Source organism: Pedobacter agri, from assembly GCF_032678665.1.
GTDB lineage: Bacteria > Bacteroidota > Bacteroidia > Sphingobacteriales > Sphingobacteriaceae > Pedobacter > Pedobacter agri_A.
Window position 1 is genome coordinate 627479 of the sequence record NZ_JAVTSH010000002.1, and the last position, 23506, is coordinate 650984.

Annotated in this window: 18 protein-coding genes; 11 read left to right on the forward strand and 7 right to left on the reverse strand. The window is 39.1% G+C overall.

Annotated elements, in window-relative coordinates; genetic code table 11:
- Positions 1-48 precede the first annotated feature (48 nt).
- The 6 genes from R2Q70_RS06330 to R2Q70_RS06355 all read left to right on the forward strand — a co-directional run bounded on the left by R2Q70_RS06330 (position 49) and on the right by R2Q70_RS06355 (position 13304).
- Entirely contained in the window at positions 49-7143 is a 7095-nt protein-coding gene (locus tag R2Q70_RS06330) for a hypothetical protein (protein ID WP_316806790.1), read from the forward strand.
- Between the two features lie 8 nt (positions 7144-7151).
- The gene (locus R2Q70_RS06335; RefSeq protein WP_316806791.1) at positions 7152-7658 is read left to right on the forward strand and encodes a hypothetical protein; all 507 of its coding nucleotides are present in this window, start codon (positions 7152-7154) and stop codon (positions 7656-7658) included.
- 11 nt (positions 7659-7669) lie between these two features.
- Complete coding sequence (locus R2Q70_RS06340) at positions 7670-10237, forward strand: hypothetical protein (RefSeq protein ID WP_316806792.1); 2568 nt, start codon at positions 7670-7672, stop codon at positions 10235-10237.
- A 4-nt stretch (positions 10238-10241) separates the two neighbouring features.
- Positions 10242-11534, forward strand: coding sequence for a gliding motility-associated C-terminal domain-containing protein (locus R2Q70_RS06345; protein ID WP_316806793.1), 1293 nt, complete (start codon positions 10242-10244; stop codon positions 11532-11534).
- 10 nt (positions 11535-11544) lie between these two features.
- Positions 11545-12519 carry a type IX secretion system membrane protein PorP/SprF gene (locus R2Q70_RS06350; protein WP_316806794.1) on the forward strand — a complete coding sequence of 325 codons (975 nt, stop codon included), beginning with the start codon at positions 11545-11547 and terminating at the stop codon, positions 12517-12519.
- A gap of 137 nt (positions 12520-12656) precedes the next feature.
- Positions 12657-13304: a response regulator transcription factor gene (locus R2Q70_RS06355; protein ID WP_316806795.1), complete on the forward strand. Its 648-nt coding sequence runs from the start codon at positions 12657-12659 to the stop codon at positions 13302-13304.
- Between the two features lie 19 nt (positions 13305-13323).
- On the opposite strand, the gene R2Q70_RS06360 is transcribed toward R2Q70_RS06355, so the two are convergent.
- Both R2Q70_RS06360 and R2Q70_RS06365 read right to left on the reverse strand, forming a co-directional pair.
- Positions 13324-13500 carry a hypothetical protein gene (locus tag R2Q70_RS06360; RefSeq protein WP_316806796.1) on the reverse strand — a complete coding sequence of 59 codons (177 nt, stop codon included), beginning with the start codon at positions 13498-13500 and terminating at the stop codon, positions 13324-13326.
- 77 nt (positions 13501-13577) lie between these two features.
- Positions 13578-13958 (reverse strand): response regulator transcription factor, encoded by a 381-nt coding sequence (locus R2Q70_RS06365; RefSeq protein ID WP_316806797.1) that lies wholly within the window; start codon positions 13956-13958, stop codon positions 13578-13580.
- A 343-nt stretch (positions 13959-14301) separates the two neighbouring features.
- Between R2Q70_RS06365 and R2Q70_RS06370 the strand changes: the two genes are divergently transcribed.
- Positions 14302-14619 (forward strand): hypothetical protein, encoded by a 318-nt coding sequence (locus R2Q70_RS06370; protein ID WP_316806798.1) that lies wholly within the window; start codon positions 14302-14304, stop codon positions 14617-14619.
- 313 nt (positions 14620-14932) lie between these two features.
- Positions 14933-15127, forward strand: a complete 195-nt coding sequence (locus R2Q70_RS06375; RefSeq protein WP_316806799.1) for a cold shock domain-containing protein — start codon at positions 14933-14935, stop codon at positions 15125-15127.
- Positions 15128-15375: 248 nt separating this feature from the next.
- On the opposite strand, the gene R2Q70_RS06380 is transcribed toward R2Q70_RS06375, so the two are convergent.
- The 4 genes from R2Q70_RS06380 to R2Q70_RS06395 are packed head-to-tail and all read right to left on the reverse strand — an operon-like array spanning position 15376 to position 18265.
- Positions 15376-16347 carry an MlaD family protein gene (locus tag R2Q70_RS06380; RefSeq protein WP_316806800.1) on the reverse strand — a complete coding sequence of 324 codons (972 nt, stop codon included), beginning with the start codon at positions 16345-16347 and terminating at the stop codon, positions 15376-15378.
- A gap of 2 nt (positions 16348-16349) precedes the next feature.
- A complete protein-coding gene (locus R2Q70_RS06385) occupies positions 16350-17123 on the reverse strand; it encodes an ABC transporter ATP-binding protein (RefSeq protein ID WP_316806801.1) in 774 nt (257 codons plus the stop codon).
- Positions 17124-17129: 6 nt separating this feature from the next.
- Positions 17130-17933 (reverse strand): ABC transporter permease, encoded by an 804-nt coding sequence (locus R2Q70_RS06390; RefSeq protein ID WP_316806802.1) that lies wholly within the window; start codon positions 17931-17933, stop codon positions 17130-17132.
- A complete protein-coding gene (locus R2Q70_RS06395; RefSeq protein WP_316806803.1) occupies positions 17924-18265 on the reverse strand; it encodes a hypothetical protein in 342 nt (113 codons plus the stop codon). Before R2Q70_RS06395 ends, R2Q70_RS06390 begins: the two co-directional genes overlap by 10 nt.
- Before the next feature lie 282 nt (positions 18266-18547).
- Between R2Q70_RS06395 and R2Q70_RS06400 the strand changes: the two genes are divergently transcribed.
- Positions 18548-19414, forward strand: coding sequence for a S41 family peptidase (locus tag R2Q70_RS06400; RefSeq protein WP_316806804.1), 867 nt, complete (start codon positions 18548-18550; stop codon positions 19412-19414).
- Positions 19415-19578: 164 nt separating this feature from the next.
- Entirely contained in the window at positions 19579-19794 is a 216-nt protein-coding gene (locus R2Q70_RS06405; RefSeq protein WP_316806805.1) for a hypothetical protein, read from the forward strand.
- Positions 19795-19971: 177 nt separating this feature from the next.
- Here R2Q70_RS06405 and R2Q70_RS06410 read toward each other — a convergent pair whose 3' ends face one another.
- Entirely contained in the window at positions 19972-21405 is a 1434-nt protein-coding gene (locus R2Q70_RS06410) for a DNA/RNA non-specific endonuclease (protein WP_316806806.1), read from the reverse strand.
- A 717-nt stretch (positions 21406-22122) separates the two neighbouring features.
- On the opposite strand from R2Q70_RS06410, the gene R2Q70_RS06415 reads away from it, so the two are divergent.
- On the forward strand, positions 22123-23506 hold a 1384-nt coding region (locus R2Q70_RS06415; protein ID WP_316806807.1), incomplete at its 3' end, for a hypothetical protein.

A 23506-nucleotide genomic window follows, 5' to 3' on the forward strand; every position in this document is an offset into this window, starting at 1 on the left:
AACGAGGAATTACAAAAATAAGACAACGCTCACAATATCTATTAAAAAATGAAAAAACGTTTACTGCTGGTTTTGAGTCTTACATTAAGCATTTTAGGTGCTTTCGCTCAACAAAAAATGAAAGATGGTACTGTTGCGCAAAATAACTTGCCAAATAAAGACGCCATACTTGAGTTAGAAAGTACGAACAAGGGATTGCTATTTTCAAGAGTCTCCCTGAAGGGCTCCAAAGACCCATCGCCACTTGCTGCTCATACAGCAGGGATGATGGTTTATAATACGCAGACCGTAACTGATGTTGTTCCAGGTATTTATTATAATGATGGTACAAAATGGATTCTGGCTCGAGGAGGACAAGCATCAGCTATAGCGTATAATCCAGTAACGTATACCATAACTTTTACCGATCCTACTACAAACTTACCAGTGGTGGTTGATTTGAAAGATGTAGTGAAAAAGAATGAGACGCTTACGTTTTTAGTGAAGCAGGAAAACGGAACCTATCTATACACTTCTGAGAACGGAAACAAAACGATCATCAACGTACCGGCAGATGTTATTAATAACTTCCAGGCCATTGCCAATGATAATTCAGTAAGAACTATTCTTGAGAATATTTTGAAGAGTACTGGCGGTAATGTTTCTTACGATGGTACTAACTTTACCTACATTGATAACGCCGGTGTTAAACAAACCATCAATATCTCTCAACTCGTAAAAGCCAACGAAACAATCACTACTTTAATAGATAACAAAAACGGAACTTACACGTATACTGCTGAAGATGGTAAACAAACCATCATCAATGTTCCGGCTAATGTGATTTCAAACTTTCAAACCATCGCCAATGACAATTCGGTAAGAACGATTATCGAAAATATCGTTAAAAACACTGGTGGCAACGTTTTTTATGATGGCGCTAATTTTACCTATGTAGATAATAATGGTGTAAAGCAAACCATCAATATTTCACAACTCGTAAAAGCAAATGAAACGATCACTACTTTAATAGATAACAAAAACGGAACTTACACTTATACTGCTGAAGATGGTAAACAAACCATCATCAATGTTCCGGCTAATGTGATTTCAAACTTTCAAACCATTGCAAATGACAATTCGGTAAGAACGATTATCGAAAATATCGTTAAAAACACTGGTGGTAACGTTTTCTATGATGGCGCTAATTTTACCTATGTAGATAACAGTGGGACGAAGCAAACAATAAATATTTCACAGATTGTAAAAACGAACGAAACCAAAACCACTTTAACTTACGACAATACTAAAAACGAACTGACCTACACAGGTGAAGACGGTGTTGCGAAACTGATCGATTTGAACGATGGTGCTTTGGTTTACGATAAAGCAACCAACACGTTAAACTATACAGATGGCAAAGGTGTCGTAACTGCTTTACCCTTAAATACCACTGCTTTGGTTTACGATAAAGCAACTAATGCTCTAACTTACACAGATTCAAAAGGTGTTTCAACTACCATCGCGATTAAAGATTTAGTTGCGGCGAACGAAACCAAAACCATTTTAACTTACGATAACACTAAAAACGAACTGACCTACACAGGTGAGGACGGTGTTGCGAAAGTGATTGATTTGAACGATGGCGCTTTGGCTTATGATAAAGCAACCAATACGTTAAACTATACAGATGGCAAAGGTGCGGTAACCGCATTGCCTTTAAACACTACCGCTTTGGTTTACGATAAAGCTACCAACGCTTTAACTTATACCGATTCAAAAGGTGTATCAACCACGATCGCGATTAAAGATTTAGTTGTGGCGAACGAAACCAAAACCACTTTAACTTACGACAACACTAAAAACGAACTAACCTACACAGGTGAAGATGGTGTTGCGAAACTGATTGATTTGAACGATGGTGCTTTGGCTTACGATAAAGCAACCAACACGTTAAACTATACAGATGGTAAAGGTGTGATAACTGCTTTACCCTTAAATACCACTGCTTTGGTTTACGATAAAGCTACCAACGCTTTAACTTACACGGATTCAAAAGGTGTTTCAACTACCATCGCGATTAAAGATTTAGTTGCTGCGAACGAAACCAAAACCACTTTAACTTACGACAACACTAAAAACGAACTGACCTACACAGGTGAAGACGGTGTTGCGAAAGTGATTGATTTGAACGATGGCGCTTTGATTTATGATAAAGCAACCAATACGTTAAACTATACAGATGGCAAAGGTGCGGTAACTGCATTGCCTTTAAACACTACTGCTTTGGTTTACGATAAAGCAACTAATGCTTTAACTTATACCGATTCGAAAGGTGTTTTGACAACCATCGCGATTAAAGATTTAGTTGCGGCGAACGAAACCAAAACCACCTTAACTTACGACAACACTAAAAACGAACTGACCTACACAGGTGAAGATGGTGTTGCGAAAATGATCGACTTGAACGATGGTGCTTTGGCTTACGATAAAGCAACCAACACGTTAAACTATACAGATGGCAAAGGTGTCGTAACCGCTTTACCGCTAAACACCACTGCTTTGGTTTACGATAAAACCACCAACGCTTTAACTTACACGGATTCAAAAGGTGTTTCAACTACCATCGCGATTAAAGATTTAGTTGCGGCAAACGAAACCAAAACCACTTTAACTTACGACAACACTAAAAACGAACTGACCTACACAGGTGAAGACGGTGTTTCGAAACTGATCGACTTGAACGATGGTGCTTTGGCTTATGATAAAGCAACCAACACGTTAAACTATACAGATGGCAAAGGTGCGGTAACTGCATTGCCTTTAAACACTACCGCTTTGGTTTACGATAAAGCTACCAACGCTTTAACTTATACCGATTCAAAAGGTGTTTCAACCACGATCGCGATTAAAGATTTGGTTGCGGCGAACGAAACCAAAACCACCTTAACTTACGACAACACTAAAAACGAACTGACCTACACAGGTGAAGATGGTGTTGCGAAACTGATCGACTTGAACGATGGTGCTTTGGCTTACGATAAAGCAACCAACACGTTAAACTATACAGATGGCAAAGGTGTCGTAACCGCTTTACCGCTAAACACCACTGCTTTGGTTTACGATAAAGCCACCAACGCTTTAACTTACACGGATTCAAAAGGTGTTTCAACTACCATCGCGATTAAAGATTTAGTTGCGGCAAACGAAACCAAAACCACTTTAACTTACGACAACACTAAAAACGAACTGACCTACACAGGTGAAGACGGTGTTTCGAAACTGATCGACTTGAACGATGGCGCTTTGGCTTATGATAAAGCAACCAACACGTTAAACTATACAGATGGCAAAGGTGTGGTAACCGCTTTACCGCTAAACACTACCGCTTTGGTTTACGATAAAACCACCAACGCTTTAACATACACGGATTCAAAAGGTGTTTCGAAAACCATCGCGATTAAAGACTTGGTAGAAGCAAATCAATTAACTTCCAGTGTTGTGGAAAGCATGACTACGAGTATAACTTCCGCTGCGAGTGCTGCAAATAGTAAAAACACTGAGTATAAAGTTGAAGTAAAAGATTCAGCAATTACAACTGCTAAATTAGCCAACAATGCTGTCACAACGGACAAAGTTGCTGATAAGGCGATCACCGCTACCAAACTAGATGCCGGAGCGGGAACCATTGGAAGAGTAGGGGTTGCGGATGCAAATGGTGTAGTAACTTATCAAAATCTCAGCCCAGCTACTTTAACAGGTAAAAAAGACATCACAACTGATGGAATTATCAGCGTAAACAATTCAAATTCACTGGCTGGTGCAGTTTTAGAAACAACTGATCTGAAGATTAATGATAACTCCATTACAACCAAAAAAATCAATGCCCCAGCAGGAACCAATAAATTGGTTTTAGGATATGACGGCGCTGGAAATGTAGTATGGTCTACCGTAGATGGAATTGCCGGAAGTACATCGGTGAGTAATAACATCACGGGTACCGCTCTAACCACTACAGTAAATGGTACAACTGGTGCTGCGGTTGATCTGAAAGATGCGATTCAATCAGGACAAAAAACTTCGGTAGTAGCGGCGGGTTCAGGTACAACGGTTACAACAGCAACCGCTGGCAACGTAACCACATATACTGTTGCAGCTGATTTGGCAAACATTACTTTAGCTGGCGATGTAACTGGTGCTGCTAACGCAACTAAAGTTGTGAAATTACAGGGAACACCTGTAAGTGCTACCGCTCCGGCTGCCAACGAGGTGTTAACTTTTGAAAACGGAGCTTGGGTAGGCAAAAAGCCAACTGTCGGTGCTAATGATGTGTTGAATGCGGGTAACCTAACATCTGATCAGATCACATTTGCTGATGGCAATGGTGCGACTTTGAAAAATGTTGTGGCAACGGTAAAAGCTAAATCAATTACCGCAACCATGTTAAATTCTGACAGTGCTACTGCTGGTCAGTTAGCAACTGCAGATGGAACAGGAGGTGTAACTTACAAAACATTTGACGCAACATCCCTTGCGAATAAAAAAGCAATCACTGGAGATGGAATCACAGTAAATAGTCCGGCAGGTGATGGAACAGATGCTGTTTTAAAAGATGTGAAATTAGGTATTGCTGATAATGCGATTACTACTGCAAAAATCGCTAACGATGCGGTGGAGACAACAGATATTAAAGATAAAAACGTAACGGCTGCTAAATTAACCGCTGGTACAAGTACAAGTTTAAATAGAGTAGCAACGGCTGATGCAGCAGGTAATGTAACTTATACGGATTTAACAACGCTGGTAACAGGTTCAGAAACAAAAATAATCAATGGTACAAATACAACTGTTACAGGTTCAGGTACTGCAACTGATCAGTACAAAGTGAACGTTGCAACTGCAAATGGTACTGCCTTAGGTGTTGTAAAACAAGGAAATGGTTCAGTAATGGTAGCTGCAGATGGTGCGCTTTCTGTTGATGCTGCTGCAATTACAACTGGTAAAGCATTAAATTCTACAGATTTATCATTATCTGCTAATGCTGGTATTTCACTACTGAAAGATGTAACCATCAACATTAAAGATAAAGCTGTTACTGCAACAAAGTTAGGTGCAGCAACTGATGGAACGGATGCAAATAAAGTAGCTACCGCAGATGCAACCGGTAATGTAACCTATAAAGCCATTACTGATGCGAGTGTAGTGAGTTCGAAGGTGCTTTCAGGCATTGATATTATGGTGAATGGCGGCAACGGAGCAACTTTAAAAGATGTAAGCCTTTCGATAAAACCAGGTACAGCAGGTCAGATTTTAACAACCAATGCAGCTGGCACAGCTACAGAATGGGTTAATAAAGCTGATGCAACTTCGGTAAGCAATACATCTTCTGCAAATAGCTTAACCACTACAGTAAACGGTAAAACAGGAACGGCAGTAAATATTATCAATTCCAATACTTTAGCATTAGATGCTGACAAAAAACTAGTAAGCACTGTTAACGGTGTTGCAACAACACCGGCATTGGATTTATCACCAGCCATCGCAGCAGCACAAAAAACAACTTCAGTGAAAAATGCTACAGATAAAGTTTCGGTAGTGACAACGGGTGCTGGAACTGCTGGCAACAATACAGAATATTCAGTTGATGTAGTCGAATCAAAATTAACGTTATCTAACATAGGAGGGAAAGTAACCAATAACCAGATCACTACTGGTGCTGCCAATCAGGTATTAATTACTAAGGCAGATGGTACAACAACCCAATGGGTAGATCAATCAGCATTATTTCCTGCTACCACCAATGAACTTACTTTAACTGGCAATACCTTGAAAAGTAAAGTAAACAACGTTGAATCGACGGTAACACTGACCGATGCGAATTTAACTTCAACAAAAGGAATTACAGGTACCGGAATTACGGTAACCAACGGTGGAAACTCAACATTAAAAGATGTGAATGTGGCCATTACGCCAGGAACTACAGGTCAGGTTTTAACCACTAACAATACAGGTACAACAACCTGGGTAAATCCATCAACCCTGATTCCAGCAACTACAAACGTGTTAAGTTCATCAACAAATACGTTAACAAGTAATGTAAATGGCGTTTCGCAAACAGCTCCAATTATTAATACAAATACTTTAGCGCTAGATGCCGACAAAAAGTTAATAAGCACGGTTAATGGTGTAGCCACCACACCAGCTTTAGATTTAACACCAGCAATACAAGCCGCTCAAAAAACTACTACGGTATTGGCAGGCACAAATGTTACGGTATCGCCAACTACTCCGAGTACAACCGGCAATACAGCTTATACGGTGAATGTTGCTACGGCAAATGGTACAGCTTCAGGAGTGGTGAAACAGGGGAATGGTTCAGTTGTAGTGGCTACAGATGGTGCACTTTCAGTAAATGCTGCTGCAATTACTACCGGTGCAAATGTTACGGCTAACAGTAATAAAGTGTTGTTGGGTGGTAACCCAACTGGTGCTGCTTTAAAAGCTTTTTCAATAGATGTGGATGAGACTAAATTGAATTTGCAAAACATGGCAGGTAAGGTTACAAATAATCAGATTGCCACTGGCACAACGGGTCAGGTTTTAATTACAAACGCTGCCGGGACTACACAATGGGTAGATCAATCTACATTAGGCGACAATACAACTGCTAGCAATGGTTTAAATAAAACGGCTAACAACATTCAGTTGGGTGGTGCTTTAACTACACCAACTGCAATTACTACCAATGGTACAAATACTCTAGCTATCGCTGGCTTACCAACAACAAGTGCCACTACCGATAAACTAGTTGTAGCGGACCCAACAAGTGGGGTTTTAAGGTTGGTAAATGCTGCTACACCAAAATGGTTTTATATGCCATCAATTGTGTTAGATGTGGCAAGCATTAGTAACGGTAAAACGGTAGATCTTTATAATCTTTACAAGGCACAGTTCGAAAACGTACCTGCCGCTATGAATAGTACTGGTACACAAAAAAGCATTCCATTTTTACCAAATGCAACTGACCTCGAATACTATGTTACTTATGTAGATCCTGCGGTTATTACTGTAACTTCAGTTACAACTTCAGGAGTAATGACCTACAACGTAATTGGTAAAGCAAAAACTACCTCATTTGCTAACATTGTATTCGTTGTTAAATAATCAAGACCATGAAAAGATCAATTCAAATCCTATTTATATTATGCTTTTGCTTCACTTTGGGGCTAAAAGCACAAATTACAAAGATAGATACGTATAGCAATAAAATAAAAGGCTTAACAACTTCACAAAAAGAAGATCTTGAATTATTGTTTTTTGGCACTGTTCCTAAAATCTTCATCTCTCAAGAAGAAAAGCCTATTATCCTTTGGGCAGAAAAAGGCTCCGTTAGCGCCATAGAATTAAACTACAAGCAAATTGCGGCACTGAAAAATGGAAATTTATTAAATTCTTTCAAAAGTGTAGAAGTTATTTCATTAGCAATAGAAAAAAGCAAGTCGTTTACATTTGATGATAGTTATCTAACATACTTCCCGAACCTTAAATATCTGCTTATTAATTGCAAAGGTGAGCTGAGTATAGACGAAGTGAAAATATTGCTTGGTAATTTAAAATCGTCTTCTTCTGTATCAAAAGATATAGAGGTTATAATTAACGAAACCCGTACTTCTTCGTAATGTATGCAGCCATGAAAATCAATTTTAAGATCAACTTAATTGCTGCATTAAAAATTATAGTAACTATCGGGTTACTAGGCTTAAGTTTTAACGCATTTTCTCAAGCAATAATTAAAAAGGCATTTACGCCAAGAACTTCGCAATTAGCACCTGGTAGTTATCAAGGAAAGTCTATTTATAATCTTCAAGGAGATTTTAACATGATTGGAAATTCAAATGCTAAAAGTGCCACAGGACCAGATAATGGCTATAATATGGTGTTTAATAAGCTGGTTGGAGATTTACTAAATACTAATATTAAAAACTCGTCATCTGCCGATTTCGTTTTGCCTTCAAATGCTAATCTCGCCTGTACAAAAATTGTCTTTGCCGGCCTTTATTGGACTGGTCGAGGAGATGATAATTCTGGAGATATACTTAGTAAAGCAGGAAATGCCGGTAATGGAATGAACAAGAAAAATGTAAAATTTAAAGTTCCAGGTGCTGCAAATTATGTTGACTTAACGGCTACCGATATTTTTTATGGCGCATCGGATGTTTCCGGTATGTACACTGCATTTTATGATGTAACCGATTTGGTTAGTGCAGCAAAAACCGGTACTTATTCTGTCGCTAATATTGCAACTTTCGAGGGTTCAGATGGACTAACTAACCCAAGAATCGGCTATTATGCCGGATGGGGACTTGTAGTTGTTTACGAAAACGCTGCTTTACCATGGCGAAATATTACCGTTTTCGATGGTTTTGGATATGTGAAAGGCTCTTCATCCAGTAGTAATTATGGAACATTAAATGTATCTGGTTTTCAGGCTGTACAGAATGGGAATGTTAATATCAAAATGGGATTTATGGCTGGAGAAGGAGATCGTTCTGTTACCGGAGATTATTTCAGTATTCAGCGTAGGTTAACCTCTAGTTTTACACCACTTTCTCACGCATCTAACAGTACTGATAACTTCTTCAATTCATCCATATTTACGGGAGGCAATAATAGAGTTCCTAATAATGTTGATAATGACGGGATAGATATCGCTATGTTCAATCTTAACAATAGTGATAATGTCTTGATAAATAATAATCAGACTACTACATCTTTTCGCTATGGTTCTAGTGGTGATTACTATAATATTTTTAATATCACTTTTGCTGTTGATGCCTACATCCCAGAAGTTCAGGTTTACAACGCCAATGAATCCAGTGTTCCTAATAATGGAACTGTTGGTCCCAATCAAACCATTGACTTTACCTCAAATATTTATAACAAGGGTACTGAACCCATAACCAATGGGGTGGTTGAAATCCCTTTACCTCATAATGTGCACTATGTAAGTTCGAACGTAACTATAGGTTCAGGAACTTCAGTTGTTTGGTCGCACCCGTCTGGCGCAACTGATCCAAACATTACACCTGGAGGAAAACTAACCTGGACGGTGGGTAACTTAATTAAACCTGCTGATCCGAATACCATATTAGCCCAGTTAAAATACCGCATTAGGGTAACCAACGATTGTACCATTTTGACAACTGGAGGAGCTTGTGGTCTGGTTATTAATTTAGATGGTAGTTTTAAAGGTACAGGTACAAATTCCGGTATTGCGATTAATAACGGCTTCGTTATTGGATACAATCCAGATTGCGGCAATACACCTATCCGCGATCCATTCCAAATGAACATTGTACCATCGCAAGCTTTTATAGATAATTGCCCGGTAGGAGTGAACAATGGAATAAAGCAGTTTAAGGCCTTTTGTTCATCACCTGGAAATGCAATTCCACGCAGTACTATTACTTCAGCTTATCCATTGGGTAGCAAATTTTATTCAGTGAGTCCAGCGGTTGCAGGATATGAAAGTTCTTTAATTTCTGGAAATTTTCCTTTAAGCAATGATGGCAATGCAACACCATATTACGCCGTGTTAGAAGGCATGACTTCAGGGTGTTTCCTAAAGTTAGAAACTTCGCTTGAAAAGGTAACTACACAGCCGATAGTGAATAATCTTAACTGGTGTTCTGGAAGTCCGGTTGCTTTTAATAATCAATTGTCACCAGCAGGCGCAGCAAATGGTAATCAATTGTATTACTTCAATAATGCAAATGATACTAATCCGTTATCATCTGTGCCAAACCCAACAACGGCAGGTACCTATAATTATTTCGTTGCTGAAGGATTAACTAAAAATGGAACGACATGTTTTGGTCCAAAAGTGCCTTTCAGGGTTGATATTTATGCGTTGCCAGTGATCACTCAAGACTTGGCTGACAATTTCTTCGTGTGTGCTGACGACGAAAAAACGATTAGCCTACAAAGTAATGCAGCAACAGTGGTTTGGGAATATTTTAATAAAACCACATCTACGTGGTCGTCTTTAACTGTTAATACTTTTGTTAACGAGGTAACGCCTAATGGTTCAGCGGTGAAATTCACCAGTCCATCAATTGATCGCGATCAACTTAAAATTCGGGCAAAATTAAGTTCAGCAAACAGTTGTACAATTTATTCAAAAGAAGTTTCTATTGAAGTGCGCTTGTGCAACATCATCACCAATCCAATGCTTCCAGCTAAAATTATCAAGAATTAAGAAAATGAGAAAGAAAATTATCCCTATTCTACTTTTGATTTTTCTGTTCATCAGCAGTTCGAAAATTTATGCGCAAACGGGGGCGGGTAGTAAAACTGTCGACGACTCTGCCGTGATTGTATCGGTTGGAAATACTGAAACACGATATGCTGAGGGAACATATTTTGGACCCAATGCCAATTGGGTGATTAATGGAATATTAGAAATTTACAGCAAAAATATATGGATAGCTCCGGGCGCCAAGTTTTCTGGTTCGGGAAAAATTGTAATCTACAATCCAGCTGATAATCCGTTTTACCCAGACATGCCTGCCAGTTCAACCATGATCGATGGTAATAACAGCAATTTTATTGAGTTGATTATTGAGCATAGAAATAGAAATAACGCCACATTAACTGATGTAGCTGACCCGGGTTATAACACCGCAAATCCATCGGGTGTATTGGCTGCAACCTTAAATATTGGCGGCACCCTCGATCTGGCAACAAATGGCGCAAACATTATTTTAAATGGAAATAATCTTGCTTTTAATGCTGCGGGTAAAATTACAAACTATAACCAAAACAGAATGGTGGTTACCGGAAACAGCATTACCGGGCATATGGTAAAAGAATTTTCAGGTAGTACCGCATTTGTATTCCCGGTAGGTATTGCCGAAGGTGATTATACTCCTGCAACATTAACACCTCAATCGGCCAGCAAACTTTATGTAAGCGTACAAAATTATTCAGCTGCTAACCTTCCGGGAATTACTTCTGTACAAGGAATGGATCGTACCTGGAACATATATTCTTCAGCTCCTGTTCAAACCACGATTACGTTACAACATAATCAGAATACAAATGGCTCCAAATTTGTTGATGCGAGCGCATCGATTACCCGCTATTTAGGTAGCTCAAATTGGGATGTTGTATCTGGAACCAATCCTGCCCTTGGAATTCATACACGATCTAATGTATTGGTTGGTAATGATATGGCGGCGAACGGCGCATACTTCACAAAGTATTCTGTTGATGGAAGCAACCTTTTTGTTCCAAACTTATTTACACCAAATGGTGATGGGATTAATGACTTGTTTGAAATTCGCGGACTTAACCTGTTTGCTCAAAATGATTTAGTGATTGTGAACAGATGGGGTAATGAGGTGTATAAATCCAATAACTACCAAAACAACTGGTCGGGTGAGGGACTAAATGAAGGAACATATTATTATTTACTTCGGGTTAAAGAAAACGCTTCAGCGCCTTGGCAGGTATTTAAAGGATATATTACGCTAATTCGTGCATTTAAAAATTAAGGGCAAGGTAATGATGAAGAAACTATTATTGTTAGTTGGGTGTTCCATTTTATTTTTTGCAAGGCCGGTTTCGGCTCAGCAAGATGCCCAGTATAGCCAGTACATGTTTAACGGCATTTACATTAACCCGGCTTATGCAGGTTATAAAGAGGTATTGAATGTGCACAGTTTTTACCGTAGCCAGTGGACAGGCATCACAGGGGCGCCGAAAAGTATGTCGCTTGCCGTTGATGCGATTGCCAACAGCGGAAACGTAGGTTTGGCGCTTCAGGTATCGAGTGATAAACTGGGTGCACAAACCAATCTAGCCGTTTACGGAAACTATGCTTACCGGATTCGATTAAACGATGATGGTAGCTCCCGACTGGCTTTAGGATTGGGTGTGGGCATGGCGCAGCTGGGCATTGATGGATCAATGTTAAACCCTAATGATCCGGAACCTTTCCAACCGGTGGGTGTTCAAAGCACCATTGTGCCCGATGCCAGGGCAGGGGTTTATTTTGCCAACGATAAATTTTACGCAGGTTTTTCTGCTGATAACCTGATTGCAACTTACATCAATATCGATCGTTATGCTTTTATCCCTCAACCAAAACCACATTATTATTTAACAGCTGGTGCCTTGTTTCCGATTAACGAAAACTTTCAGCTAAAACCATCATTTCTGATAAAAGATGATCGGGGCGGGCCAACCAGTTTGGATGTAAATGCGTTTTTAATGATTAAAGAATTTTTATGGATAGGTGGATCTTACCGTACCGGAGTTAAACTTTACGATAAAAGTTATTTACAAAAAGATTTATCACAAAGAAATTCTGCTGTAGCAGCCATTCAGATTTTTCCATCTGAGAAATTAAGGATTGGTTATGGTTATGATTTTTCTATCGGGCCATTACAAGGTTATAGCGGTGGAACACATGAAATTTCAATTGCCTACTCATTCATTAAACCAAATATAAGGATAGCCACGCCACGCGTTTTCTAACTGTATAAAAGTGTAAACTTATGTATAATAAAGTTTACACATTGAATTGTGCAAAGGTAGTCGTTATTTGAATAAAAAGATTTACAAAATTAGTTAAAAACGTTACAAATTATTAAATTGCAACATAATCGTTAAACATGAAACCAAAGAATACAGGGAGTACATTTACGGTACTGATTGCCGATGACCACGAAATTATTCGCAGAGGCCTAAAAAGTTTAATATCTGACTTTTGGGCTGGTGTAGAAATCATTTGTGCCGGAACACTCGAACAAGCATTGGTTGAAACCGAGAAATCGCCAAATATGATCATCATCGATGTAAATTTACCTGGCGGAAATAATCTGAGGGTGATTGACCAAATCAAATTGGTTCAACCCAATGCCAAAATATTGGTTTTTTCTTCCTTAAATGAGAACATTTACGCAGTGCCTTACCTAAAATCGGGCGCATCAGGTTACCTTACCAAGAATGCAGAGGAATCTGAAATTGTTACGGCAATAACCACCATATTAGCCGGTAGCCGCTATTCAAGCAGAAATGTTAAAGAAAATATGTTTAATAGCATTTTGGGTAATGATGCAGATAATCCATTTACCAAACTATCAGGTAGAGAGTTAGAAGTTGCAGAATTGTTAACTAAAGGTGTTGGTGTTCTGGAAATTTCTAACCAGTTGAACCTACAAATGGGAACGGTAAGTACTTATAAACTCAGACTTTTTCAAAAGTTAAAGATCAAAAGTATTATCGAACTTGCTGAGAAAATGAGTATCTACGAAAAATAAGGATTGCTCAAAGCACTCCTTATTTTCGATTTTTATTTGTTGTACCAGCGCCTTCTTCCGCTTGCGATTCGTTTGGCGTTTCGCCTGCCTGGCCATATTTCTCCGAAGCACCTTTTCCATTCTGATCAAAACTAGCTTTCTCTTTAGAGGTTCCTTTCGTTTTAGCTTTATCGTCGCCGTTTTCTTTATTTGCCATATCCTTAGTGTTTGTAATATACAACACGGTGTTACTTACAAAGTTTTATTTCTTTGCATTTCGGCGTTCATTGAGGGCTAAGCAAGGTTATCGCTGCCAGTTGCTCCAATCAAAGCGTATACCTTAGTCAACATCACTTCCACGTCAAACGGTTTTTCAATAAAATCATCAGAAAATAGGGGCTTTTCTGCATCCTTATAAAATCCGTTTACAACCGACATCAATAATACCGGAATGTTTCGGTGTGGAGAATTTTTAAGTTCCTTGCAAATGTCACGGCCGTCAATTGAACCCATAATCACATCCATTAAGATGATGCTTGGCGAAAATCTGCTTATGGCCTCGTAAAGTTGCATACAGTTTTTCAAACCTAAAACCTCATATCCTTCCATTTCAAATAATAATGTGATTACATCAAGTGTCGAAGGATCATCATCGACAACCATTATTTTTTTCATATCGAGGCATTTAGGGGTTTCTAAAGGTAGTATTTACAATTCCTGGAATGAGGTAAAATCTGTGTGTTGAAGTATATTGGGTATTTATACCTCGAAAGAATGGCAAAAGCACAGCAATACCATCTATTATCAGCTTGGGTTTCGTATCTTTACTGCTCATTAAAACTCTTTTCGATCACGCTAAACTGTTTTTTGCAGTGAATCTGCGTGCAATATTGTTTCGATTTTGACTGATATTAGGAATAGTGCTTTGGCAATTGCTGAATGCTTGCTATCTGACTTGAATGTTATTTATTACAAATGAATAATGCCGTGCGAATGTGGAGAGCCCTTATTAAATATTATGCAAAAAGACAGTATCGCCCAGGCGGCAAAAGTATTTTTATTTCACCTGAATAATTCTAATGATGAAAATGGCATTCTTGCTCACGAAGGATGGAAGATCCATCAGGTAAATGAAGCCGAAAAGACGAAGATAGAACATGAATATTATCCAACAGTATCTGTTGAGGTTGATTCGAAATTCATCAATGATTTTTGTGATAGCGTGCTCACCAATATGAAAGCTTATGCAAAAATAAAGTTAACAGATGCATTGATTAGGGAATCAGCCGGTTCATCATATCTCATCGCTTTTTCACCGGCACGGATTAGAAGATAGCCAGGCATAACCACAATTTTTAGATTGGTCTATTTATTATGGCTTTTGATCGACTTGTTGATGTTTCTTACCACGTTGTGGTTATTTTTATGTTGTTAGAATAAATCAACGGGACGATTTAATTAACATGATTTATCAACCATTAGGTTGAGCATAAGTCAGTGAATGCCCTCCAGTTTTGGGGGGCATTTTCATTTAGGTTATTTAAGTAAATGATGTTAATGGATCTTCGAATAATCGACTAACAATTTATTGAACATTTAACCTTACCTTACCCAACGGGAAATGTATTCCGATCGGTTATTTAAAAAATATGGAACAAGGAAAAGTTAAAATGTATAACAGCGAGAAGGGCTTTGGTTTTATCACGCCCGATAGCAATTCAGAAGATTTGTTTGTGCATGTTACCGGGTTATTGGTGAAAGATTTAAAGCCCGGTGATACCGTGGAATACAATAGCGAACAGGGTAAAAAAGGCTTAATCGCTATTAATGTTAAGAAAATATAACATTTGTTTTCGGCTAATCGGTTGGGTTTTTTAAAAGATTAACTCGCTTAATGGCGCATCTCAATAACGCCCTTTAGCGGTTCCATGGTTTCGGCCGATGTTTAATAACTGATTTTTCTGGGCATAAAACAAGCCCAAAACCAATATCAAAAAAAGCAGGGCTATAATCACCCACTTCGGCATTCTAAATTATTGTATCATGAAATTATGCAATCAGACTATCTTAGAAAAGATAGTCTGATCATTTTTTATTTGTTTTTGATTGAATCGCGGGCTTTTTTCTTAAAGAAACCTCTAAATAAGAAATTGCTTTGCAGTGCTTCAAGGTCTTCATCAAGCTTTTTGCTTCCTTTTTCCAGGTTGGTCATAATGGCTTTTACCTGTTCTGCAGTTTTTGCATCATTTAGTAATAAGCCTGCGGCATTATCACTTGTATTTAGTTTGCCTGAAGCTTTTTCGAGGTTTGCGGCCATTACTGATGCAGATTGAGCAGTTTGTTGCAAGGTAGTGGTAGACCTTTCCAATTTGGCAAAAATGGCCGTGTCGGTCATCATTTTATTCACCAAGCCATCCTTGCTGTTCAAAGTTTTTCCAAATGTGTTCAGGTCTTGAGCCGTTTGGGCTGTTGAAGCGGTGATGCGGTTCAAATTTGATACCATGGTTTTAAAGTTCATGGCTAGTTGTTCATCAGAAAGCAAAGCACCTGCTGCACCTTTCCCGTCTACCAAATTTCGGGCAAGTATTTTAAAATCGCCGGTTACATCGACCAGATTTTTATTGTTCACCTGCAAGGTTTTCATCATGTCATCGGTAGATAATGAGCTGTTCACTTTTAACACATCGCCATCTTCAATAAAAGGGAATTTTGGATTTCCTCCGGTTAATACCACAATTTTATTTCCAATTAAACCATCAGCGCCAATACTTGCGCCAGCATCTTTATGGATATATTTGTGCACATCTTCTTCAATGCTTAAAAATACGCGAACCTGCGAGGTGCCGAAAAATTCAATCCGTTTAATGGTTCCGATTTTTACGCCCGAAAACCATACATTATTGCCTTTTTTCAATCCCTGAATATCATTAAAAACTACACTTAGGGTAAAGCTTTTTACAAAGGTTTTCTTTTGGCTTCCTAACGTAAAAATGCCTAAAACGAATATTAATATGCCAATGGCGATAAATATTCCAACCGTTATTTTCTTTTTATTGTCGTTCATGGTTATTGTATAAAGTTGTAATCAAAAAATGGTTGTGCCTGCGGATCTCCGGAATTGAAGATTTCATCAAAGCTTCCCTGGCGTTCAAAGCTGCGTTCTACCAGCATGGCAACCCGGTTTCCGGTTTCTTTTGCGCAGGTTAAATCGTGGGTAATTACAATGGCGCTGGTGTGGTAACGCTCTTGTACAGTATTAATCAATTTATTTATTTCTTTCGAGGTTATGGGATCGAGGCCTGCAGTGGGTTCATCGTAAAGCATAATTTCTGGTTTTAGCATTAAGGTTCTGGCAATACCAATACGTTTCCGCTGCCCACCAGAAAGCTCCGATGGCATTTGATTTATGGTTTGAGAAAGCCCTACTGCATCCAACATTTCTTCTACCAATGCATTCACTTCATTTTTACCCATGTCTCTCCGGTTTCTAACCAATGGAAACTCCAGATTTTCTTTTACCGTCATGCTATCATAAAGTGCACTGTTCTGGAATGAAAAACCAACCCTCAAACGTAAGGCAAGAAGTTCTTCATAAGATATTTCATCTACAACGTTGTTAAGCACTTTAACCAATCCGGAATCGGGGCGAAGTAAACCAACAATGATTTTAATTAATACCGATTTTCCTGTTCCTGATTTCCCCAATACCACGAGGTTTTCACCCTTGTATAAGTTTAACGAGGCATTTTCTAACACCTGGTAGCTGCCGAAAGCCTTATATAAGTGCGCTATTTCGATTACCTTTTCGGCATTTGCATGTATGTTATCTTTTTGTACCATTGGCGATTAGGTGTTGAATAAACTAAAAATCTGTACGCATACCACTTCTTCAATAAAGATGAGAAACATGGCAGTTACCACAGATGAATTGGCTGCTTTACCTACACCTTCAGTCCCTTTTGAAGAGTTGTATCCCTGGTAGCAACCGACAATTGCAATGGTGAAACCAAACAAAATGGCTTTAAAAGTTGAGGCGATTACATCAAGGAAGGTGATGCTTTCCAGTGCACTTTGAAAAAACGTTGTTGCACTTGTTCCTTCGTTTACGGAAACATTTAATAAAGCACCCAACATGCCTACCATTGCCGTGTAAAAAGTTAAAATGGGCATGGTAATGGTGGCTGCAAGCACCCGTGTAGTCACCAAAAACTTAAACGGGTTGGTTGCCGAAACTTCCATCGCATCGATTTGCTCACTTACCTTCATCGAACCCAATTCTGCGCCAATGCTCGAACCAACTTTTCCGGCGGCGATGAGGCCGGTAAGAAGGGGAGCCAATGTTCGTAAAAGGGCAATGCCAACCAAGGATGGCAACCATGATGTGGCACCGAACTCAGAGAGTGATGGGCGTGATTGTTTGGTGAAAACCAAACCTGTGATAAAACCTGTGGTTGAAATGAGCAGGGCAGAGCGGTAGCCAATTTCATAACATTGCCGCATCAGTTCTTTAAACTCGTAAGGCGGAAGGAAAGCTTCCTTAAAAAACCGTCCGATAAAACTAAAAACCTCATAAAGGTTAATGAATGTTTGAGCGAATTTGCCAGTTGGTTTAGGAGCGTCGTTACTATTCTCTATTTTGTTTATTCCCATCTTGGAGCTTTGTTTGATTTTATGGAATCTTTTTCAGCAGCCATTGCCCGCTCTTTCTGATAGGTTGCAATTTTTAAGGTATCGGCTGCTGAAAGGCTATTAAAAAGAACTTTAAAGGTGTTTTTAATCATCGTGTTTTGTTCGTTATAAGCCGTTTCGGTGATCTTTCCTTCGCTCAGTTTTTTCTGAAGCGCATATTTCTGATCAATGAGGGCCTTGGTCGAATCTACAATGGCATCATTTGATAGGGTAACCGGCTCATCAACCTTAATTCCTCCGGCGCCCTGTTCGGGGTTGGTGTTGTGGCATCCGATACCAAATAAAACGATCATTAACAGCATTAAAAATCTCATGCTCATAATACAGATATCTGATACAATTGTTTGTAACCGGTTGTTTTATTGTGATTTATTTTTAGCGCAAGTTTGCGTTTAAGAAATATGGGTTATGAATGTTCGTCTTGTATTAGGTGATCTCTAAACTTTATCGTAATCTTATAAGAAAAATCATTTATGTCCCTTCGAATCCTTTTCAAAATTGTCTTGGTCTTTATGGTTATGATCGGGCCCGCTTGTTCGCAAAGCCCGGCAATATCAGCCAAAAAAGATGTCGCCATGTTGCTAAATCTTGTGAAAATTAGTTTAAAACAGCAGTACTTTGATCAGGTTATGGCAAGCAAACTTGTAGATCAGCTGACCGCGATGGAAGACCAAAAAAAGTTTGAGCATGTATCTGCTGAAAAAGCCGCTCAAATGATTACCGATTTTCTTCGAAGCGAAACCCATGATAAACATTTCAACATTTCGGCATATACTTCCGAATCCATTACTCAAGAGGTTAGTAAAGGCCCGCAATTATCTGCTGCGGGAATTAGCGACTACCATATAGAAAAGAATAATATTGGTTACATCAAATGGAATTCCTGCATTGCAGGCGAAGCTGCCTTCCAGGAATTTAGAAAGGTGTTGGATAAATTGGCGGGATGTTCCAGTTTGATTTTTGATTTGTCGGAAAATGCTGGCGGAGATGGTGCAAGCAGTGCTTTTGTAAATCAGTTTCTTTATCGTGATAAAAGCTACCAAACGCTACTTCGAAAACGATGTAAGGGCGAGAAAGACTGGCATCAAAGTGAGGTGATCTTTAATTATACCGAAGGGCCAACTTTCTTCGATAAACCCATTTATATCATTGCTTCGAAGCAAACCTTCTCTGCAGCAGAATATTTTATTCTTACGGCAAAAGAAATGAAAAGGGCAACAATTTTAGGTGATACTACGGCAGGCGCCGGCAATCCGGGCAGCTCACAGGGAATTCGTTCGCCTGATACTGATACCATTTTCTGGCTTTTTATCCCTAACTGTGAAATCATTACCCGAAACGGGCATTCGATTGAAGGGGCAGGTGTTAAACCTGATGTTGTACTTCGAGGCAAAAACTGGCTAACACAAACCCTTGATTATGTTGCCAAAGCGACCAGGTAATCAGCGTTTTTATATTTCCTGTTGTTTTTTTGCAAAACGGTTAACGTTCCGTTTCTGAGTCTTTTGTGAAGGTAAGTTCTGCAAAATTTATGTGGTAAAGCAGAATGTGGTGCCATGGCATAAACATTTTTTGTAGCTTACCGCTACACACAAAAAGAAACGTTATGAAAATTACATTTGACTTTAAATCGCTCGCCATCGGTGGGCTTGCTGCTTCCCTTTGTCTGGTTCTAGTTAGCAGCAAAGATGCCCGTGAACAATTTTATCCTAATCGGTATTTCACCACCACTGGTGCGGCAAATATGGTGGTAATCGTTGATACTTATTCGGGAAGGTATCTTATTGCACCTGATGTTCGGGAGGTTGGGAAAGTACAGTGACTAAAAGGTAGTTTTGACTCGACTTATCAAAGCGCCAAGGACAACAAAAGAGAATAACCATTCTTTTGAATGTCATCAGGCGACAAAAACAAAATGGGGAACAAATCTATGTTCCCCATTTTTATTTTAATGAGTTATCGATTTTCGTGTCGATGTATTTCCTTTAATAGATTGATATTAGTTTCCACTATCTTTCACTTTTTCTACCACATCCTGAATGTTTTGCGGTAGGTTGGAAAGCAGGTTATAACCTGTTGCACTTTCGATATCACGTACAGAAACAATATAATCTTTCCAGCTTGCACTGGTGCTGTTGATGTTAGGTGTATTAATTGCAATCACTCTTGTTGAATTGGTGACACGGCTAATATCATTATCTCCGGTTTTCAATAACACTGCAACTTTCCAAACATTTGCCGGAACAGTTACCTTTCCGTTGTTAATGGTATTCACTACCGATGCACTTGCCGAACCAATGCCACCTGTACCATAACTGCCCATAATTACATAAACTTCGAAACCATTCAACGCCTGCGCACGCAGGTAACTTTCAAAAGATTCCCAGGTTTTTTGGTTGTTGTTTGGTGCCTGGGGAATCATGTTTGTCATTAAGAAAGTAGCAGAGTTGGCGTTACTTGAACTGGTACGGTCGCCACTTGGACAATTGTGCCCCCTGTCGAAACCGGAGCTTGAATAGCTATTGCTTTGCACCTGGTACCAATTGGTTGGCAAACCAGTAAATGAAGCAAAATCATTTTGTCTGGTTGCTGTACCATTGAAGTTATTGGGATCTAAATGCCAGCTAACCCAGTTTGGTGTACCACGAGACATGCTGTAACTTTCTACATAATATTTTTGATCGATCAGGTAATTTTCGGCGGAAACAACGGTAGCCTGGGCGCCAGATGGATTACCAAATAACAAATTTGAGTTATCGCCACCTGATGGAGGTGCATCTGCACCAGCGTCTGGTGTTCCTCTTCCAGGCGTTGGGGTGGTGGAGTTACCATTATCAACTGGGTCAGTATCAGGACCGCCAACGGTGATGCCGGGATCACCAGTTCCTTTAAAAATTATGTCATCGATATTAATCCTTGTGGTACCGGCTTTTTTAATCTGGAAACGGATTTTACCTGTGGTACTAACCTTAAAGGAATCAGTTACCAGGCTTGTACTGGTTTCTGCAATATCTGTGCCTAGCTGGGCATAGGTTTTACCGCCATCTGTTGAGGCCAGCAGTTGCCAGGTAGAATTGGCATCGGTACCGTACTTGGCGTGCGAAACGTAAATCATTTTTGCACCTGCCACATCAAAATTCATGGAAAGGTAACCTGTTCTTAACCTGACAGATTTTGCGCCATTTTTGGCATCTGCTGCCAGGTTACCTATCAGGGCATCGCTCATTGTCCATTTTCCGGTTAATAGCTGAACGCTGTCTAATGCATACGCACCTTTCGTACCAGATTCGAAAGTTTCGGTAATTGCATAAGCAGTTGGAGCTTTTGGCGGTTCAGCGGGAGTTTCTTCTTCAACGGCAGTTTTTTTCGAACAGGCGGATAGCGACAGGATTCCAATAAATCCTGAATAGATAAGGATGTTTTTAAATTTCATTGCTTTTTAAATGTCTAATGGGATGCGTTAACTAGATCATTTAAGTTTGGGCGCTAAGGTAGGAAGAAATGGCGTTAAGCAGGGTTGGTTTTTAAATAAAAATAGTGAGGCGAGATGAGCAGATTTGCTGGTTTAAGTGGATAACATTACTTGCAAATTTCTATTTTATTTTGAGACGTGAAAGGATCAGACCTTGCGGTAAATTTGCCTTTGAAATATGCTTTTAGCTGCTCATACGAAATGAAAATCAAGATGTATGGATATCATTTGCTAAACGGGAAGTTGAACTATGTCGAAGATTTGTCCAAATTTAGATCTGGAAGACGAGGATTAGAGCTGTAGTTTATTAGGCTAAGTTGAAATTCAATAATAAAAACACAACCAAAAGTTGTAAAATAAAAATTGACATAAATCAACCTTAGGTCTTGTTGGAAATTAAATAAACAGCCTTAAATAGTCAATGAACGTCGCCATTATGTCGAACAAAACAAATTTTTATTATTTTGTAGAATAAATAATACACAAAAATTAATCCTTGCATTAATTTGACAAAGCAATGTAATATCTTCGTAACCGAATTGCTATACCTGTGGGCAATGGTGGTAAAAGTTAATGCTTTTAAAACCAAAAGGTTTGAAATTTCGTAAAAGATTTATAGCCAACAGACTTGAAATAAATTGCATCATCCCAATTGTTGCAGCTCTTATCGTCCCGTATATGAATAAAACTTTACCCTCTTCGTGTGGCTTCACACGAAATTATTCTCGTCGTAACATTAATTTAACGCAAAAATTCGTTAAATGTTTTCTCCTACCGCTTATTTATTTAGCGTTTTTGAGCACTGCTGATGCGCAAATTATCTTTCCATATAAGAATACTTTTAAGACAAATTCTCAAACAGGTATAACTTTGGGCGAAAGTGCAGTTTTGACTAGTGGTAACGGAACAGATCCCGCGGGAGAAGGTGTGTTAAGATTAACTACTAATGAGGGAAATAAGAGAGGCACTGCATATATTAATCAATCTTTCCCTTCCAATAGGGGTATTCATGCGGAATTTGAATATTTCACTTATGGCGGGACGAGAGCTGATGGAATTGTTTTTTATTTATTTAATGCTACTTCTAGTTTTGATCCTGGGCAATTTGGAGGAGCTTTGGGATATGCTCAAAATGCTAATAGTGCCGCTGGTCAGGGGATGAATGGAGCTTTGATTTCTGTTGCATTAGATGAATATGGCAATTATGGTGTAGCCACCGAAACGAAAACCGGTGGTATACTAAATACTGCCAATGCCCCGATCACAAATAGGATAGATGTTAATGGCATTATTGCTGTGCGTGGCGCAGTTGGACCTAACGGAGAACGATTTGGTGGTGGTACGGGTAACGATGCTCCGTATCTGTTTTTAGGTGGTAAAGTTACCCAAGTTCCGCCTACGGCAAGCAATGTAAGAAATGATCAAGTACTTGCTGCGGCAGACCGATTTAATGTGTCTGTTTCAGGTAGGGTCACAAATGAGTTGAGCAATGGGTATAGGAGAGTTAAATTAGATATCGATCGTAACGCAAATGGATTTCTTGTAAATGCAGAAGTTTTCGTTGGCGAACTAAATAAATGGGTTTCTATTTTAAATAATTTCCAATATACAATTGCGAATGCAAGGATACCAGCTAATGTTCGGGCTGGATTTGCTTCATCTACTGGCGGTAGTACCAATTTTCATGAAATTAGAAATATTAATATTACGCCAGCTGCTACTGTATTAAATACTCCAACCGCTAATAATGATGTAGCAACAGGTAGTGCTAATAATAGTGTCGTATTGAATCCACTTGTTAATGACAATGATAAAGTAAACGCCGCCGATCCAACATTCGGCTATGCTGCTGGACAATATGCACAAGGTACCCTCGATTTAGATCCGACTACAGCCGGTATAGAAAATACATTTTTGGTTTCAGGGAAAGGAACTTTCTCTGTAACAGATGCTGGTGTAGTGACCTTTGTTCCGCTGACTAACTGGTCAGGTATTGCTACGGTAAATTACACATTTCAAGACACTTATCTGAAGACGTCAACGGTGGCAAGCATTACCGTTA